At 68.1% G+C, this 16,986-nt stretch carries 12 protein-coding genes and 1 pseudogene; 10 read left to right on the top strand and 3 right to left on the bottom strand.

All coding sequences use genetic code 11. The features are described 5' to 3' along the window. The 3 genes from HMPREF2924_RS19110 to HMPREF2924_RS19120 form a co-directional block, all read left to right on the top strand. Nucleotides 1-944: AMP-binding protein (locus HMPREF2924_RS19110; protein WP_141765550.1), on the top strand; the 944-nt coding region annotated here is incomplete at its 5' end. A gap of 117 nt (nucleotides 945-1,061) precedes the next feature. Further along, the gene (locus HMPREF2924_RS19115; protein ID WP_070700605.1) at nucleotides 1,062-2,843 is read left to right on the top strand and encodes an acyl-CoA dehydrogenase C-terminal domain-containing protein; all 1,782 of its coding nucleotides are present in this window, start codon (nucleotides 1,062-1,064) and stop codon (nucleotides 2,841-2,843) included. Nucleotides 2,844-3,050: 207 nt separating this feature from the next. After that, nucleotides 3,051-3,917: an MBL fold metallo-hydrolase gene (locus tag HMPREF2924_RS19120; protein WP_070700608.1), complete on the top strand. Its 867-nt coding sequence runs from the start codon at nucleotides 3,051-3,053 to the stop codon at nucleotides 3,915-3,917. A gap of 39 nt (nucleotides 3,918-3,956) precedes the next feature. On the opposite strand, the gene HMPREF2924_RS19125 is transcribed toward HMPREF2924_RS19120, so the two are convergent. Both HMPREF2924_RS19125 and nmoA read right to left on the bottom strand, forming a co-directional pair. Continuing rightward, a complete protein-coding gene (locus HMPREF2924_RS19125; RefSeq protein WP_003093601.1) occupies nucleotides 3,957-4,997 on the bottom strand; it encodes a D-alanine--D-alanine ligase in 1,041 nt (346 codons plus the stop codon). Between the two features lie 95 nt (nucleotides 4,998-5,092). Next, entirely contained in the window at nucleotides 5,093-6,148 is a 1,056-nt protein-coding gene (gene nmoA / locus HMPREF2924_RS19130) for a nitronate monooxygenase (RefSeq protein ID WP_003121876.1), read from the bottom strand. Between the two features lie 107 nt (nucleotides 6,149-6,255). Here nmoA and nmoR point away from each other — a divergent pair, with 107 nt between their 5' ends. From nmoR to opmD, 6 genes are all read left to right on the top strand, one after another. After that, nucleotides 6,256-7,110 (top strand): LysR family transcriptional regulator NmoR, encoded by an 855-nt coding sequence (gene nmoR / locus HMPREF2924_RS19135; protein ID WP_003093603.1) that lies wholly within the window; start codon nucleotides 6,256-6,258, stop codon nucleotides 7,108-7,110. A gap of 79 nt (nucleotides 7,111-7,189) precedes the next feature. Continuing rightward, nucleotides 7,190-8,356, top strand: a complete 1,167-nt coding sequence (gene ppgL / locus HMPREF2924_RS19140) for a gluconolactonase PpgL (protein ID WP_003093604.1) — start codon at nucleotides 7,190-7,192, stop codon at nucleotides 8,354-8,356. Between the two features lie 650 nt (nucleotides 8,357-9,006). Continuing rightward, nucleotides 9,007-9,453, top strand: a complete 447-nt coding sequence (mexG, locus tag HMPREF2924_RS19145) for a multidrug efflux RND transporter inhibitory subunit MexG (protein ID WP_003129336.1) — start codon at nucleotides 9,007-9,009, stop codon at nucleotides 9,451-9,453. A 7-nt stretch (nucleotides 9,454-9,460) separates the two neighbouring features. Further along, a complete protein-coding gene (mexH, locus tag HMPREF2924_RS19150) occupies nucleotides 9,461-10,573 on the top strand; it encodes a multidrug efflux RND transporter periplasmic adaptor MexH (protein ID WP_003093609.1) in 1,113 nt (370 codons plus the stop codon). A gap of 12 nt (nucleotides 10,574-10,585) precedes the next feature. Beyond that, the gene (gene mexI / locus HMPREF2924_RS19155; protein WP_003093610.1) at nucleotides 10,586-13,675 is read left to right on the top strand and encodes a multidrug efflux RND transporter permease MexI; all 3,090 of its coding nucleotides are present in this window, start codon (nucleotides 10,586-10,588) and stop codon (nucleotides 13,673-13,675) included. Then, complete coding sequence (gene opmD, locus HMPREF2924_RS19160) at nucleotides 13,672-15,135, top strand: multidrug efflux transporter outer membrane subunit OpmD (protein ID WP_004362902.1); 1,464 nt, start codon at nucleotides 13,672-13,674, stop codon at nucleotides 15,133-15,135. The genes mexI and opmD overlap by 4 nt, the downstream gene beginning before the upstream one ends. Before the next feature lie 10 nt (nucleotides 15,136-15,145). Here the strand turns inward: opmD and phzM are convergent, their stop codons facing one another. Then, entirely contained in the window at nucleotides 15,146-16,150 is a 1,005-nt protein-coding gene (gene phzM / locus HMPREF2924_RS19165; protein ID WP_003093617.1) for a phenazine-1-carboxylate N-methyltransferase PhzM, read from the bottom strand. A 696-nt stretch (nucleotides 16,151-16,846) separates the two neighbouring features. Between phzM and phzA the strand changes: the two are divergent. Continuing rightward, nucleotides 16,847-16,986: pseudogene (gene phzA / locus HMPREF2924_RS19170) on the top strand (phenazine biosynthesis protein PhzA); the annotation flags it as partial.

Here is a 16,986-nt window from a genome sequence, read left to right on the forward strand (position 1 = left end):
GGACCTTGCCGATGTTCCACTGCAACGGCTGGTGCTATCCGTGGACGGTGACCGCGTTGGCCGGCGTCCACGTCTGCCTGCGGCGGGTCGATCCGCAAAAGGTCCTCACCCTGATCCGCGAGCACCAGGTCAGCCACCTGTGCGGCGCACCCATCGTGCTCAACGCCCTGATCAACATGCCCGACTCGGCCAAGGCCGCCATCGACCACCCGGTGCATGCCATGGTCGCCGGCGCCGCGCCACCGGCCAAGGTGATCGGCGCGGTGGAAGAGATGGGCATCCGCGTCACCCATGTCTACGGCCTCACCGAGGTCTACGGCCCGGTCACGGTCTGCGCCTGGCACGGCGAGTGGGACGACCTGCCGCTGGAGCGACGCGCCGCGATCAAGTCGCGCCAGGGCGTGCGCTACCCGACCCTCGAAGGGGTGATGGTGGCCGACCCGAAGACCCTCGAGCCGGTGCCGCGCGACGGCCAGTCCATCGGCGAGATCTTCATGCGCGGCAATACCGTGATGAAGGGCTACCTGAAGAACCCCAGCGCCACCGAGGAAGCCTTCGCCGGCGGCTGGTTCCATACCGGCGACCTGGCGGTCTGCCATCCGGACGGCTACATCGAGATCCGCGACCGGCTCAAGGACATCATCATCTCCGGCGGCGAAAACATCTCCACCATCGAATTGGAGGGCGTGCTCTACCGCCACCCGGCGGTGCTGGAGGCGGCGGTGGTGGCGCGGCCCGACGAAAAGTGGGGGGAAACGCCCTGTGCGTTCATTACCCTGAAGAGCGATCATCAGGGGCTCGCCGAGAGCGAGATCGTCGCGTTCTGTCGCGAACACCTGGCCGCGTTCAAGATTCCGCGTACCGTGGTGTTCTCGGAACTGCCGAAGACCTCCACCGGCAAGATCCAGAAATACGTGCTGCGCGAGTGGGCCGCCGCCCTCTGAGCGCCGCCAGCCGAATTGCCCGTGCAGCGGCCGTGCCACGGCGGCCGTAGGCAGGATGCGCACGGGCAACCCTGTACCTGCGGCCGTCCCGCCGGCCGTTCACCGACGAGGTGTGCAATGCCTGAATACAACGCCCCGCTGCGCGACATGCGCTTCCTGCTCAACGACGTGTTCGACGCCCCCGCCCTGTGGCAGCGCCTACCGCGACTGGCCGAGCGGATCGACGCCGACACCGCCGACGCCATCCTCGAGGAAGCGGCCAAGGTCACCGGCGGCCTGCTCGCGCCGCTCAACCGCAGTGGCGACGAAGAAGGCGCGCAGTGGCAGGACGGCGCCGTGCGCACCCCGGCCGGCTTCCGCGAGGCCTACGCGACCTACGCCGAGGGCGGCTGGGTCGGCCTCACCGGCAATCCGGCCCATGGCGGCATGGGCATGCCGAAGATGCTGGCAGTGCAGTTCGAGGAGATGATGTACGCGGCCAACGCCAGCTTCAGCCTCTACTCGACCCTTTCCGCCGGCGCCTGCCTGGCCCTCGATGCGCACGGCAGCGAGGAGCTGAAGAACAGGTACCTGCCGAACATGTACGCCGGCACCTGGGCCGGCTCCATGTGTCTGACCGAACCGCATGCCGGCACCGACCTGGGCATCATCCGCACCAAGGCCGAGCCGCAGGCCGACGGTTCCTACAGGATCAGCGGGACGAAGATCTTCATCACCGGCGGCGAGCAGGACCTCACCGAGAACATCATTCACCTGGTGCTGGCCAAGCTGCCCGACGCGCCGGCCGGTTCGCGCGGCATCTCGCTGTTCCTGGTGCCGAAGTTCCTGGTCGGCGACGACGGCGCGCTCGGCGCACGCAACGCGGTGCACTGCGGCTCCATCGAGCACAAGATGGGGATCAAGGCCTCGGCCACCTGCGTGATGAACTTCGACGGCGCCAGCGGCTGGCTGGTCGGCGAAGTCAACAAGGGCCTGGCGGCGATGTTCACCATGATGAACTACGAGCGCCTGTCCATCGGCATCCAGGGCATCGGCTGCGCCGAGATGTCCTACCAGAGCGCCGTCGCCTACGCCCGCGAGCGCCTGCAAAGCCGCGCGCCGACCGGCCCGGTGGCCAGGGACAAGGCCGCCGACCCGATCATCGTGCACCCCGACGTGCGCCGCATGCTGCTCACCATGAAGGCGCTGACCGAGGGCGGCCGCGCCTTTTCCACCTATGTCGGGCAGCAGCTCGACCTGGCCAAGTACGCCGAGGACCAGGAAGAACGCAGCCAGGCCGAAGCCCTGGTGGCCCTGTTGACCCCGGTGGCCAAGGCCTTCTTCACCGATACCGGCCTGGAGAGCTGCGTGCTCGGCCAGCAGGTGTTCGGCGGCCACGGCTACATCCGCGAATGGGGCCAGGAGCAACTGGTGCGCGACTGTCGCATCACGCAGATCTACGAAGGCACCAACGGCATCCAGGCGCTCGACCTGATGGGCCGCAAGGTGGTCGCCAACGGCGGGCTGTTCCTCTCCATCTTCAGCCGCGAGGTGCGAGCCTTCGCCGCCGGCGCCAACGCCGAACTGGCGGAGTTCGTCACCCCGCTGCTGACCGCCCTGGACCTGCTGGACAACCTCACCCAGGGCATCGTCGCCCGCGCCGGCAACGACCCGCGCGAGATCGGCGCAGCCTCGGTGGAATACCTGCATCTGTTCGGCTATACCGCCTACGCCTACCTCTGGGCGCGCATGGCCGCCGCCGCGCTGCGCCAGCGCGAGGCCGACCCGGCGTTCCACGACGGCAAGCTGGCCACCGCGCGCTTCTACTTCGCCCGCATCCTGCCCCGCGTGCACTCCCTCGCCGCCGCCGTCGAAGCCGGCAGCGAAAGCCTGTACGGCCTGGAGGCGGAACAGTTCTGAAGCTTCCGTCGAGCGTTGTCGCGCGGCCCGTGGGCCGCGTGTTTTTTCCGGGACAGCATGCAACGCGCTGTCCGCCGACAGCCCGCGATAACGGCGGATAATCGCGAAGCGGTTATTCGCCCTACGACGCCCGGGAAGCCGGCCAGGCATTCTTGAAAAACGACGCAACCGCCGGTTATTCGCTAGACCAGGAACAAGGACATATCCATGCGAACCCTCACCACCCTCCTCGGCAACAGCCAGAAACTCGACGGCGGCGCCATGTTCGGCAATGCCCCGCGCGCGCTCTGGTCACGCTGGATGCAGCCCGATGCGGAGAACCGCATCGACCTCGGCTGCCGTACCCTGCTGGTGCGCGACGGCGAGCGCAACGTACTGGTGGAGACCGGCATCGGCGCGTTCTTCCCGCCCGCCCTGCGCCAGCGCTACGGCGTCCAGGAAGAGCGCCACGTACTGCTCGACAGCCTCGCCGCGGTCGGCCTGGACGACGCCGACATCGACGTGGTGCTGCTCACCCACCTGCACTTCGACCACGCCGGCGGCCTGCTCGCCGCCTGGGAAGAAGGCCAGCCGGCGCGCCTGCTGTTCCCCAACGCGCATTTCGTCAGCGGCCGCCGCCACTGGCAGCGCGCGCGCCAGCCGCACCCGCGCGACCGCGCCTCGTTCGTGCCGGAACTGCTCGACCTGCTGCAGGCCAGCGGACGCCTGGAACTGCTCGACGACGGCGAGCGCTCGGCGCATCTGGGCGAGGGCTGGCGTTTCCATTTCAGCGAAGGCCATACCCCGGGCCAGATGCTCCCGGAGATCGCCATGCCCGACGGCCCGGTGGTATTCAGCGGCGACCTGATCCCCGGCGCACCCTGGGTACACCTGCCGCTGACCATGGGCTACGACCGCTTCCCGGAAGGCCTGATCGAGGAAAAGGAACGCCTGCTGGACAGCCTCATCGCCCGCAACGGCCGACTGGTCTTCACCCATGATCCGTGCGTCGCCATGGGCCGGGTGCGACGCGACGAACAGGAGCGCTACAGCCTCTACGACACCCTCGAGCGGGTCGAGAACCTCGAGGCCTGAGCGAAAGGCGCGGCCCGCCCCGGCGGCGGGCCGCGGGAATCAGGAACGCGCCTTGCGCGCGCCCTTGCAGCGCTCGATACCGAGCCGGCAGATCCGCTCGCAGAGTTCGGCGAACCCGATCCCGGCCGCCGCCGCGGCCTGCGGCAGCAGGCTGGTGGCGGTCATTCCCGGCAGGGTATTGACCTCCAGACACCAGAGCCGGCCCTGTTCGTCGAGGCGGAAGTCGGTGCGGCTGTAGCCGCTCAGCTTCAGCGCCCGGTGTACCTTCAGCGCCAGACGCTGGGCCTCGGCGGCGATCGCCGGCGGCAGGTCGGCGGGAAACACCTCGCGCACCGCGCCGGCCTGGTACTTGTGCTCGTAGTCGAAGACCTCCTGGCCGCCGAGGAGAATCTCGCCCACCGGCAGCGCCTGGTCGTCGAGCACCCCGACGGTGACCTCGCGGCCGGCGACGAAGCGCTCCAGCATCACCTCGTCGCCATAGCGCCCGGCCAGCTCGATAGCCGGCTGCAATTCGGCCTGGGAATGCACGATGGACAGCCCCACGGTGGAGCCCTGGCTGTTCGGCTTGACCACCAGGGGGAAGCCCAGTTGCTCGCGCACCGCCTCTTCCGAGGCCGGCGCCATCAGCCAACTGGCGGTCTCCACCCCGGCGGCGAGGAACAGGCGCTTGGCCACGTCCTTGTCCATCGCCATGGCGCTGGCCAGGTGGCCGCTGCCGGTATATGCGAAACCACCGGCATCCAGCAGCGCCTGCAGGGTGCCGTCCTCGCCGGTGCCGCCGTGCAGGGCGAGAAAGAACACGTCGACCCCAGCCAGTTCGCCGGCGCTCAGCAGGCTCTGCTTGCCGCTGCGGATGATCGCCAGCGAGTCGGAGTCCGGCGGGACCTCCTTGACCTTGCTCGCCAGCAGGCGGCGCTCTTCCTCCGCGCCGAGCAGGCCGCTGGCGGTATCCACCGCCAGCACCTGGTGGCCGGCGCTGCGCAACGCCTGGATCACCTGCGCGCCGCTGGCGATGGAGACGTCCCGTTCCTCACTGCTGCCGCCGAAGAGAACGGCGACCTTCAACTTGTCCTGTCCCATGTTCCACCTGTCGTTCCAGTGCTGGAGGCAGAAAAGCACAACACAGGGGTAACTGAACAGAGACAGTCATCGTCGCGCGCAGCGAACGGCCTCCCTCAGCCGCGCAGTTCCTCGACCAGCGTGCGCAGCAGTTCGGCGGCCGGCAGCTCCCGCGCCAGCGCCGCGCCCTGGCCGGCCCACTGGGCGGCAAAATCATGGTTGCCGCGAGCCAGAGCGGCGGTCTGCAACGCTTTGGTCGCGTCGTAGACGAACGGATAGTCCGGCAAGGGCGGCACTCCAGGCGCGGCGGCATCGAAGAACATCCGGTTGGGCAGGCCGCGGGCGCTGCGCCCGGACATGGTCACGGTCAGCGCGGTGCGCGCCGCGCGCGGCCCCTTCAGCGCCTCGCGGTAGGCGGCGTTGGCCGAGGACTCCGGACAGAGGACGAAGGCGGTGCCCATCTGCACGGCGCTCGCGCCCAGCTCCAGGGCGGCGCGGATGCCCCGTCCGTCCATGATCCCGCCGGCAGCGACCACCGGTAGCGAACCGCGCGCCGCCAGCAGGCGGACCAGCGCCAGGGTGCCGATGGCGGCGTCGCCGCGCTCCGGCTCGAACACCCCGCGATGGCCACCGGCCTCGATGCCCTGGGCGACCACCGCATCGGCGCCGGCGGCCTCCACCAGAGCCGCTTCCTCCGGCGTGGTGGCACTGACCAGTACGCGGATGCCCGCCGCCTGCAACGCGCGAACCTGGTCGCGGGGCGGCGCGCCGAAATGGAAGCTGACCGCCGCCGGCCGCTCTTCCAGCAGCATCGGCAGCAGGGTCGGGTCTTCGAGGAAGCTCAGGTAGATGTTGTTCAGGCGCGCCGGCGGCTCGGCGCCGAACTCGGCGAACAGCGGCTTCAGGTAGTCCAGCCAGGCGCGCTCGCGGGCCGGGTCGGCCTGCCCCGGGCGGTGGCAGAACAGGTTGACGTTGAACGGCTTGTCGGTCAGCCCGCGCACCTCGCGGATCAGCGCCCGGCCCTTCTCGGCGGCACTACCGGTAATGGCGATCGAACCGAGCCCGCCGGCGTTGGATACGGCGGCGGCCAGCGCCGGCGTGGAGACGCCGAGCATGGGTGCCTGGACGATCGGCTGCTGGATGCCGAGCAGGCGCGTGAAGCGGTCAGTCATGGCGATTCCCTCTCCCGGTCGGACGACACCGCGTCGGCCGACGCTTGACCAATATATCTTCATAAAAGAATATTTTTAACAAATCATTCTCATAAAGAGATAAATCGATGGACCTTTCCTCCCTCGAAATCTTCCGCGCGGTCGCCCACGAAGCCAGCGTCACCCGCGCCGCTCAGCAGTTGCAGCGAGCGCAGTCGAACGTCACCACGCGGATCCGCCAGCTCGAGGAGGACCTGGGCGTCGAACTGTTCCTGCGCGACGGCAAGCGCATGAGCCTGACCGAACGCGGCAGCGAATTCCTCGCCTATGCCGAGCAGTTGCTGGCTCTCGCCGACGAGGCGCGCCAGTCGATGCATCCCGCCGAGCCCGGCGGGCGCCTGCGCCTGGGCAGCATGGAAAGCACCGCGGCCAGCCGCCTGCCGGCGCTGCTGGCGAGCTATCACAAGGCCTGTCCGCGGGTCGCCCTGGAAGTCTCCACCGGCACCAGTCGCGCGTTGTTCGATGGGGTGCGGGCGCGGCGCCTGGACTGCGCGCTGGTGGCCGCCGGCCCGGGCTGGGCCGGCGAACTCGATGGCAGCGGCCTGCGCGGCGAGCCGCTGTTCCGCGAGGAACTGCTGATGATCCTGCCGGCCGAACACCCGCCGGTCCACGACGTCGCCGAGGTGCGCCTGCGCACCCTGGCCGGCTTCGCCCGTGGCTGCACCTACCGGCAACTGGCCGAGGACAGCCTGGGCACGCCGCTGACGGTGCAGGAAGTCGGCTCCTACCATGCGATCCTCGCCTGCGTCGCCGCCGGCGCCTGTGTCGGCGTGCTGCCGCGCTCGGTGCTGCAACTGCTCGGCACACCGCCTCTGCGCAGCCTGCCCCTTGCCGAAGTAGACACCTGGCTGGTCTGGCGCGAAGGCTACGCGACCGCCGCCTTCGAACGCTGGCGCGGCCTGCTGGGCCAGGCCGGCGACTGAGCGGCCAGGGGCGAACCCAACGGCCTGGCTCCGGTCCAACCCCGAGCCATCAGAACAATAGCGAGCCAAGGAGTTGCCCATGAGAAGACTGCCCACCCTCTGCCTGCTGGCCCTCGCGCCGCTCACCGGCGTGGCGCCCCAGGCCCAGGCCGCCAGCCTCTACAACCTGCTGGTGGGGACCTATACCGAAGGCTCCAGCGAAGGCATCCAGGTATACCGCTTCGACGGCGCCGACGGCTCGGTGAAAGGCCCGCTGCGCGTGGCCCATACCAGCAACCCCTCGTACCTGACCTTCGCCCCGGACCAACGCACTCTGTTCGTGGTCAACGAGAACGGACGGGGCGGCAAGGGCGATACCGTCGGTCGCGCCACGTCCTACCGTTTCGATCCGATCAGCGGCCGCCTGCAACAGATCAGCCAGGTCCAGACCCTCGGCGATCATCCGACCTACAGCAGCCTCAGCCACGACGGTCGCTACCTGTTCGTCGCCAACTACTCGGTACAGCCGGAAGGCTCGGTGGCGGTACTGCCGGTGCGCGCGGACGGCTCGCTGGCGCCGGTGGTGCAGGTGGAGTCGCACCAGGCCAGCAAGGTGCATCCGCGCCAGGTTTCCGGTCATGTGCACTCGGTGGTGTCCTCGCCCGACGGCCAGTACCTGTTCGCCCCCGACCTCGGCGCCGACAAGGTATTCGTCTACCGCTACGCCCCGGAACAGGCCGAACGTCCACTGCAGGCGGCCGATCCGGCATTCGTCCCGACCCCGCCCGGCAGCGGCCCGCGCCATCTGATCTTCAGCGCCGACGGGCGTTTCGCCTACCTGACCCTGGAACTGAGCGGCCAGGTGATGGTGTTCGCCCATGAGGGCAATGGCCGCCTGCGTCAGTTGCAGACCCACGACCTGGCGCCTGCCGGCTTCCAGGGCAAGGTCGGCGCCGGCGCCCTGCACCTGTCCGCCGACGGCCGCTTCCTCGGCGTGCTCAATCGCGGCGACGACAACCAACTGGTGACCTTCGCCGTCGACCCGGCCAGCGGCCAGTTGCGTTTCGTCGAACGGCGCTCGGTGGAAGGCACCGAGCCGCGCGAATTCGCTTTCTCGCCCGGCGGGCGCTTCGTCCTCGTGGCCAACCAGAACAGCGACCAGTTGCGGGTGTTCGCCCGCGATCCGCAGAGCGGCCAGGTGGGCAAGACGCTGCAAAGCGTCGAGGTGGGGTCACCGAGCGATCTGCGCTTCGTGGCGGTGCCGTGACCTTGCGCTCGGCCATCCGCCGATACGCCGCTGGGCCGGCGGATCGGCGCTAAGCGGTCATCCGCACTACGGAGCCAGAGCCGAAGCCCGCCCTGGCTCCGAGGCCCACAGGCATGGAGCTTCCGCCCACATACGGCAAGTCCTGTAGGGCGAATAACGCCAGGGGCGTTATCCGCCGCTGTCCCGGAGAACCGGCGGATAACCGCAAGCGGTTATTCGCCCTACGGAACCAGGATCCGCCACGTAGAGGTTTGCCATGCTTGCCCTCCAGACGATGGGGTAGCTAACTCGCCCCGGCAGGAGGTCGAATCGTCGCGCAGCGGGTCGAGCGACAGTGATGCCGCGAAGGCGTCTCGCTCCAGGGGGAACCGTCGCGACGGGTTGCCCGCAAGCTACACCCAGCCCCTCCCCCAATAGTCCCCGCGACCAATCGTCAGCCCCTCATCCCACCGTCCCGCGACACCAACGAATCCACCTTAAACCCACGCCCAGCAAGGCCTATAGCGCTAATCACAGACGCCCTTGACCTCAACTTAACTTGAGGTTTTATAGTCCCCGCTGCGGTCATACCGCCCCGTTTCCCCAGGACCACGAACCGCCCCCACGGCCGCTTCGCGGCGCCGGATGGCGACCAGCACAAGGAACGACCCATGCAGCGCTTCATCGATAACTCGCTCGAAAGCAACTGGCTCTGGCTGACCGCCCGGATCTGCCTGGCCCTGATGTTCGTCGCCTCGGGACTGGCGAAGCTGTTCGACTATCAGGCCAGCCTGGAGGAAATGCGCGCCGCCGGCCTGGAGCCGGCCTGGCTGTTCAACATCACCACCGCCGTGACCCTGCTGGCCGGCTCCGCGCTGGTCCTGCTGGACCGCAAGCTATGGCTCGGCGCCGGGGCGCTGGCGGTGTTCCTGCTGCTGACCATCCTCATCGTCCACACCTTCTGGAGCAAGACCGGCGTCGAAGCCAAGCTGGCGATGTTCTTCGCCCTCGAACACATCGCGGTGATCGGCGGCCTGATCGCCACGGCCATCGCCAGCGCGCAACGCCAGCGGCTGCGCCAGGACGTCTCCGTGGCCGCCACCTACCAAAAGGCCTGAGGCGATCATGCAGAAACCCGTCCTGATCGCCAGTGCCGCGCTCATCTGCGCGGCGGTTATCGGCATCGCCGTCTACGCCACCGGCTCGGCGAAGAAAGACGCCGGCGGTTTCGCCGGCTACCCGCCGGTGAAGGTCGCCCTCGCCTCGGTGGAGCGGCGGGTGGTGCCGCGCGTCTTCGATGGCGTCGGCGAGCTGGAGGCCGGTCGCCAGGTCCAGGTGGCCGCCGAAGCGGCAGGACGGATCACCCGCATCGCCTTCGAATCGGGCCAGCAGGTGCAGCAAGGGCAGTTGCTGGTGCAACTCAACGACGCGGTGGAACAGGCCGAGCTGATCCGTCTCAAGGCGCAGTTGCGTAATGCCGAGATCCTCCATGCCCGTGCGCGCAAGCTGGTAGAGCGCAACGTCGCCTCGCAGGAACAGCTGGACAACGCCGTCGCCGCCCGCGACATGGCGCTCGGCGCGGTGCGCCAGACCCAGGCGCTGATCGACCAGAAGGCGATCCGCGCGCCCTTCTCCGGCCAGCTCGGCATCCGCCGCGTGCACCTCGGCCAGTACCTCGGCGTCGCCGAGCCGGTGGCCAGCCTGGTGGATGCGCGGACCCTGAAAAGCAATTTCTCCCTGGACGAAAGCACCAGCCCCGAGCTGAAGCTCGGCCAGCCCCTCGAGGTCCTGGTCGACGCCTATCCGGGGCGCAGCTTCCCGGCGCGCATCAGCGCCATCGACCCGCTGATCGGCAAGTCGCGCACGGTGCAGGTCCAGGCCTTGCTGGACAACCCCGAAGGCCTGCTCGCCGCCGGCATGTTCGCCAGCATCCGGGTCTCGCGCAAAGCCGACGCGCCGTCGCTGAGCGTGCCGGAAACCGCGGTCACCTATACCGCCTACGGCGACACCGTGTTCGTCGCCCACCAGGAAGGCGACCGGCCGCTCAGCGCCAAGCGCGTCTCGGTGCGGATCGGCGAGCGCTGGGACGGTCGCGTGGAAATCCTCCAGGGCCTCGCCGAGGGCGACCGGGTAGTGACTTCCGGGCAGATCAACCTGAGCGACGGGATGGCCGTGGAACCGGTCAAGGAAGACACCCTGAGCAGCGCCGCGCCCCCCGTGCCGGTCGCAGGCCGCTGAAGGAACCCCGCGATGACCTTTACCGACCTGTTCGTCCGCCGGCCGGTGCTGGCGCTGGTGGTCAGCACGCTGATCCTGCTGCTCGGCCTGTTCTCCCTGGGCAAGCTGCCGATCCGCCAGTACCCGCTGCTGGAAAGCTCGACCATCACCGTCACCACCGAGTACCCCGGCGCCTCCGCCGATCTCATGCAAGGCTTCGTCACCCAGCCGATCGCCCAGGCGGTGTCGTCGGTGGAGGGCATCGACTACCTTTCCTCGACCTCGGTGCAGGGGCGTAGCGTGGTGACCATCCGCATGCTGCTCAACCGCGACTCGACCCAGGCGATGACCGAGACCATGGCCAAGGTCAACTCGGTGCGCTACAAGCTGCCCGAGCGTGCCTACGACTCGGTGATCGAACGCTCTTCCGGCGAGACCACCGCGGTGGCCTACGTCGGCTTTTCCAGCAAGACCCTGCCGATCCCGGCGTTGACCGACTACCTGTCGCGGGTGGTCGAGCCGATGTTCTCTTCCATCGACGGCGTGGCCAAGGTCCAGACCTTTGGCGGCCAGCGCCTGGCCATGCGCCTCTGGCTCGACGCCGACCGCCTCGCCGGGCGCGGCCTGACCGCCTCCGACGTGGCCGAGGCGATCCGCCGCAACAACTACCAGGCGGCGCCGGGGATGGTGAAGGGGCAGTACGTGCTGTCCAACGTGCGGGTCAACACCGACCTGACCAACGTCGACGACTTCCGCGAGATGGTCATCCGCAACGATGGCAACGGCCTGGTGCGCCTGCGCGACGTCGGTACCGTCGAACTGGGCGCCGCGGCCACCGAGACCAGCGCACTGATGGACGGCGACCCGGCGGTGCACCTGGGGTTGTTCCCGACGCCCACCGGCAACCCGCTGGTGATCGTCGACGGCATCCGCAAGCTGCTGCCGGAGATCCAGAAGACCCTGCCGCCGGATGTCCGCGTCGACCTCGCCTACGAGACTTCGCGCTTCATCCAGGCCTCCATCGACGAGGTGGTGCGGACCCTGGTGGAAGCGCTGCTGATCGTGGTGCTGGTGATCTACCTCTGCCTCGGCTCGCTGCGCAGCGTGCTGATCCCGGTGGCGACCATTCCCCTGTCGATGCTCGGCGCCGCCGCGCTGATGCTGGCCTTCGGCTTCAGCGTCAACCTGCTGACCCTGCTGGCGATGGTGCTGGCCATCGGGCTGGTGGTGGACGACGCCATCGTGGTGGTGGAGAACGTCCACCGCCACATCGAGGAAGGCAAGTCGCCGGTGGCGGCGGCGCTGATCGGCGCCCGCGAAGTGGCCGGCCCGGTGATCGCCATGACCATCACCCTGGCTGCCGTGTACACCCCCATCGGCCTGATGGGCGGCCTCACCGGCGCACTGTTCCGCGAGTTCGCCCTGACCCTGGCGGGCGCGGTGATCGTGTCCGGGGTGGTGGCGCTGACCCTGTCGCCGGTGATGAGTTCGCTGCTGCTCCAGGCACACCAGAACGAGGGGCGCATGGGCCGCGCCGCCGAGTGGTTCTTCGGCGGCCTGACGCGGCGCTACGGGCAGGTCCTGGAGTTCTCCCTGGGCCACCGCTGGCTGACCGGCGGCCTGGCATTGCTGGTGTGCATCAGCCTGCCGCTGCTGTATTCGATGCCCAAGCGCGAACTGGCGCCGACCGAGGACCAGGCCGCGGTGCTCACCGCGATCAAGGCGCCGCAGCACGCCAACCTCGACTACGTCGAACTGTTCGCGCGCAAGCTCGACCAGGTCTACACCAGCATCCCGGAAACCGTGAGCACCTGGATCATCAACGGCACCGACGGACCGGCGGCGAGCTTCGGCGGGATCAACCTGGCGGCCTGGGAAAAACGCGAGCGCGACGCCTCGGCGATCCAGTCCGAGCTGCAAGGCAAGGTCGGCGACGTCGAGGGCAGCAGCATCTTCGCCTTCCAGTTGGCCGCCCTGCCCGGCTCCACCGGCGGCCTGCCGGTGCAGATGGTGCTGCGCAGCCCGCAGGACTATCCGGTGCTCTACCGGACCATGGAAGAGATCAAGCAGAAGGCCCGACAGAGCGGGCTGTTCGTAGTGGTCGACAGCGACCTCGACTACAACAACCCGGTGGTCCAGGTCCGCATCGACCGCGCCAAGGCCAACAGCCTGGGCATCCGCATGCAGGACATCGGCGAGTCGCTGGCGGTGCTGGTGGGCGAGAACTACGTCAACCGCTTCGGCATGGAAGGCCGCTCCTACGACGTGATCCCGCAGAGCCTGCGCGACCAGCGTTTCACTCCGCAAGCGCTGGCACGACAGTTCGTGCGCACCCAGGACGGCAACCTGGTGCCGCTGTCGACGGTGGTCCGGGTGGAGCTTCAGGTCGAACCGAACAAGCTGATCCAGTTCGACCAGCAGAACGCCGCGACCCTCCAGGCGATCCCCGCGCCCGGCGTCTCCATGGGCCAGGCGGTGGCCTTCCTCGACGACGTGGCGCGCGGCCTGCCGGCCGGCTTCAGCCACGACTGGCAATCCGACTCGCGGCAATACACCCAGGAAGGCAACACCCTGGTGTTCGCCTTCCTCGCCGCCCTGGTGGTGATCTACCTGGTGCTCGCCGCGCAGTACGAGAGCCTGGCCGACCCGCTGATCATCCTGATCACCGTGCCGCTGTCGATCTGCGGCGCGCTGCTGCCGCTGGCGCTGGGCTACGCGACGATGAACATCTATACGCAGATCGGCCTGGTCACCCTGATCGGCCTGATCAGCAAGCACGGCATCCTCATGGTCGAGTTCGCCAACGAACTGCAACTCCACGAGCGCCTCGACCGCCGCGCGGCGATCCTGCGCGCCGCGCAGATCCGCCTGCGGCCGGTGCTGATGACCACCGCGGCAATGGTCTTCGGCCTGGTGCCGCTGCTCTTCGCCAGCGGCGCCGGCGCCGCCAGCCGCTTCGGCCTGGGCGTGGTGATCGTCTCCGGGATGCTGGTCGGCACCCTCTTCACCCTGTTCGTGCTGCCCACCGTCTATACCCTGCTGGCGCGCAACCACGCGGAAGTCGACAAGAGCCCGCGCAGCCGGCAACTGGCCGAGGCCGATCTGCTGGTGAACAAGGCATGAAGCGCTCCTACCCGAACCTTTCGCGCCTGGCGCTGGCCCTGGCGGTCGGCACCGGCCTGGCCGCCTGCAGCGTCGGCCCCGACTACCAGCGTCCGCAGTCGCCGCCGCCACGCGTCGCCAGCGAGCACCTCGGCGAGTTCTCCGGCGAGCGGCGGGAAGCGCCCTGGTGGAGCTTCTTCGACGATCCGCAACTGGTGCGCCTGGTCGACCAGGCGCTGGCGCGCAACCACGACATCCGCGAGGCCCGCACCAACCTGCGCAGCGCCCGCGCGCTGTTCGACGACCGCTGGCTCGACCAGTTGCCGCAGGTCACCAGCCAGGCCGGCTACAGCCGCAGCATCGAACAACAGCTGGACTACGACGGCGAGCCGCGCCGGCGCCTGGCGGAGAGCTACCGCGCCGGCTTCGACGCGCAGTGGGAAATCGACCTGTTCGGCCGCCTCGGCCGACTTTCCGACGCCGCCCTGGCCCGCGCCGAAGCGGCCGACGCCGACCTCCGGCTGGTACGCCTGAGCATCGCCGCCGACACCGCCCGCGCCTACTTCGAGATCCAGGGCTACCAGCGCCGGCTGGACGTGGCGCGCGCCCAGGTGCGCAGTTGGCGCGACACCCTGGAGCTGACCCGCAGCAGCCTGCAACTGGGCAGCGGCCTGCCGGAGGACGTGGAGAACGCCCAGGCCAACCTGCTGCGCAGCGAAGCGGCGATTCCGCCACTGACGACCGCGCTGGAGAGCGCCCGCTATCGCCTCGACGTGCTGCGCGGCGAGGCACCCGGCAGCGGCGCGCCGATCCTCGACGGCAGCGGCGCCGCGCCATTGGCGAAGAACCTGCCGCTGGGCGACGTCGACCGCCTGATCCTCCAGCGCCCCGACGTAGTCAGCGCCGAGCGGCAACTGGCAGCGAGCACCGAAGACGTCGGCGCGGCCACCGCCGAACTCTATCCGCGCCTCGACCTGGGCGGCTTCATCGGTTTCTTCGCCCTGCGCAGCGGCGACCTCGGCAGCGCCTCGCGCGCCTTCGAACTGGCGCCCAGCGTCAGTTGGCCGGCGTTCCGCCTGGGCAACGTGCGGGCCCGCCTGCGCGCCGTCGAGGCGCAGTCCGACGCCGCGCTGGCGCGCTACCAGCGCTCCCTGCTGCTGGCCCAGGAGGACGTCGGCAACGCGCTCAACCAACTGGCCGAACACCAGCGTCGGCTGGTCGCCCTGTTCCAGTCCGCGACCCATGGCGCGAACGCCCTGGAGATCGCCAACGAACGCTACCGCGCCGGCGCCGGCAGCTACCTGGCGGTGCTGGAGAACCAGCGCGCGCTGTACCAGATCCGCGAGGAACTGGCGCAGGCGGAGACCGCCTCGTTCGTCAACGTCATCGCCCTCTACAAGGCGCTCGGCTGGGGCAGCGGCGACCTGGCGCCGGGCGCCGGCCAACTGGCCGCCGGCGAAACCGCCGGGGCCAACCGTTGAGAGTTCCGATTCAGGCCCTGGCAGCGACGATCATGCGGGTTTCCATCGGCAGGTCGACGATCCGCTCCACCGCGAAGCCGCCGCGCCCGAGCAGGTCGACCACCTCCTCGGTGGTGCGGTGGCGGCCAGCGCAGGCCATGAACAGGTGCACATCCCAGAGCACCGACATCGGCGACGGCTCGCTGGCCGAGATGGTCCGCTCGATCACCACCACCCGGCCGTCGCCGGCCATCGCCTCGCGGCAATTGCCGAGCAACCTCAGGCTGGCGGCTTCGTCCAGATCGCCGATGATCCGCGACAGCAGGTAGATATCGCCGTTGGACGGCACCTCTTGCAGCATGTCACCGCCCACCAGGCTGACACGCTCCCCTGCCAACAGGCTGGAGAGGTTGTCGCGGGCCACGCCGAGGGAACCCTCGCGGTCGAGCATCACGCCCCGGGCGCTGGGCTCGGCCTGCAGGATGGCCTTGGTCAATTCGCCGGAACCGCCACCGACGTCGACGAAGCTACGCCCGCGGAAATCCAGGAGCCTGGGGATCTCGTGGAAGGCCAGGTTGCTCGCCTTCATTGCCAGCAGGAAGCGCCGGCCGGCATCCGGGCAGCGCTTCAGGTAGCTGTAGAAGTCTTCGCCGAACGCCAGCTCGAAGCCTGGGGTACCGCTGAGCAGCGCCTCGCAGGCGGGCGTCCAGGCGGCGTGGAACTCCTCGCCGTAGAACAGCACCATGTCGCGGAAGGAGCCCTCGACATCCCTCAGCAGGTGGCTGGTGGGGGTATTGGCGTAGCCGTCGCGGGTATCGCCCTGAAAGATCTCGAAGGCCACCAGCAGGCGCATCAGTCGATGGATGCGCTCGGCATCGGAACCGACCGCGGCGGCCAGCGTCTCGTCGCTGTCGATCCCGCTCTCGATCAGATCGGCCAGCCCGAGGCGCGTAGCGACGTAGACGCAACGGGACTTCCATTCCCCGGTAACAACTTGTATCAAATTACGCGCAGCAGCAAGATTCGAATTATTCATCTTTTATTCTCTCTCGTTACACATTTCCGTAACCCGAGAAGTACCCAAGCGCTCTATTTCGCACTTCTTGCCCGCTCGGCGAGAAATACCGCAGAACACCCCGGTTCATTCGGAACTTTGAGAAAAAATGCGCTCATCCCCCGGATCAGCGCTCCCTGGATCTCGTTGCGGAAACAACCCTGGAACTTTCCAACTGCCTGTTCCAGAGCCTTTTCCTGCGTACCGAAAGAATAAAATTACAACTTGGCTACAACCTCCGGCATTGCAGGAAGCATCAGCTTAGCAATCCCGCATACCCTGTCTGGCACCTACCAGATCTTGTAGTTGAGCCGGTACGAGCGTTCTGTGTTTTATGCAATCCACATCAGCGACCAGGGATGCTGGCTATTTGAAACACTTCACGGAATGACGCTGAAAGTCTTCGCGACCTCGTCTGTCGCACCTTAACGAAAGCATTGCGAATCCATTACCGACAGGTTTCCAAAAGAAACCCTGGATGAAACTCCTATTGCCTTTCGAAAATTGGAAACGACAGGCGAACATATGTAACGCGAAATTTCACCCTACGTATAAACAATGCGCCCAGCGAATATCGCTCCCTTACCGAGCGACGAACTCCTGCGCGCCAGCGAATAACCGATGCCGCGAGGGAAAAGTTTCTCCGGCATACCTGGAGAGCCCTCTCGGAGGCGGCGCATGAACGGTCAGCGGTACAGGGAAACACCCCTCGACATCGAGCGTCTGCGGCGCCTGAATCGCGCCACGGTGGAGCGCTACATGGCAATGAAGGGGGCCGAACGGTTACAGCGGCACAGCCTGTTCGTCGAGGACGGCTG

This window comes from Pseudomonas sp. HMSC063H08, assembly GCF_001813645.1.
GTDB classification, from domain to species: domain Bacteria; phylum Pseudomonadota; class Gammaproteobacteria; order Pseudomonadales; family Pseudomonadaceae; genus Pseudomonas; species Pseudomonas aeruginosa.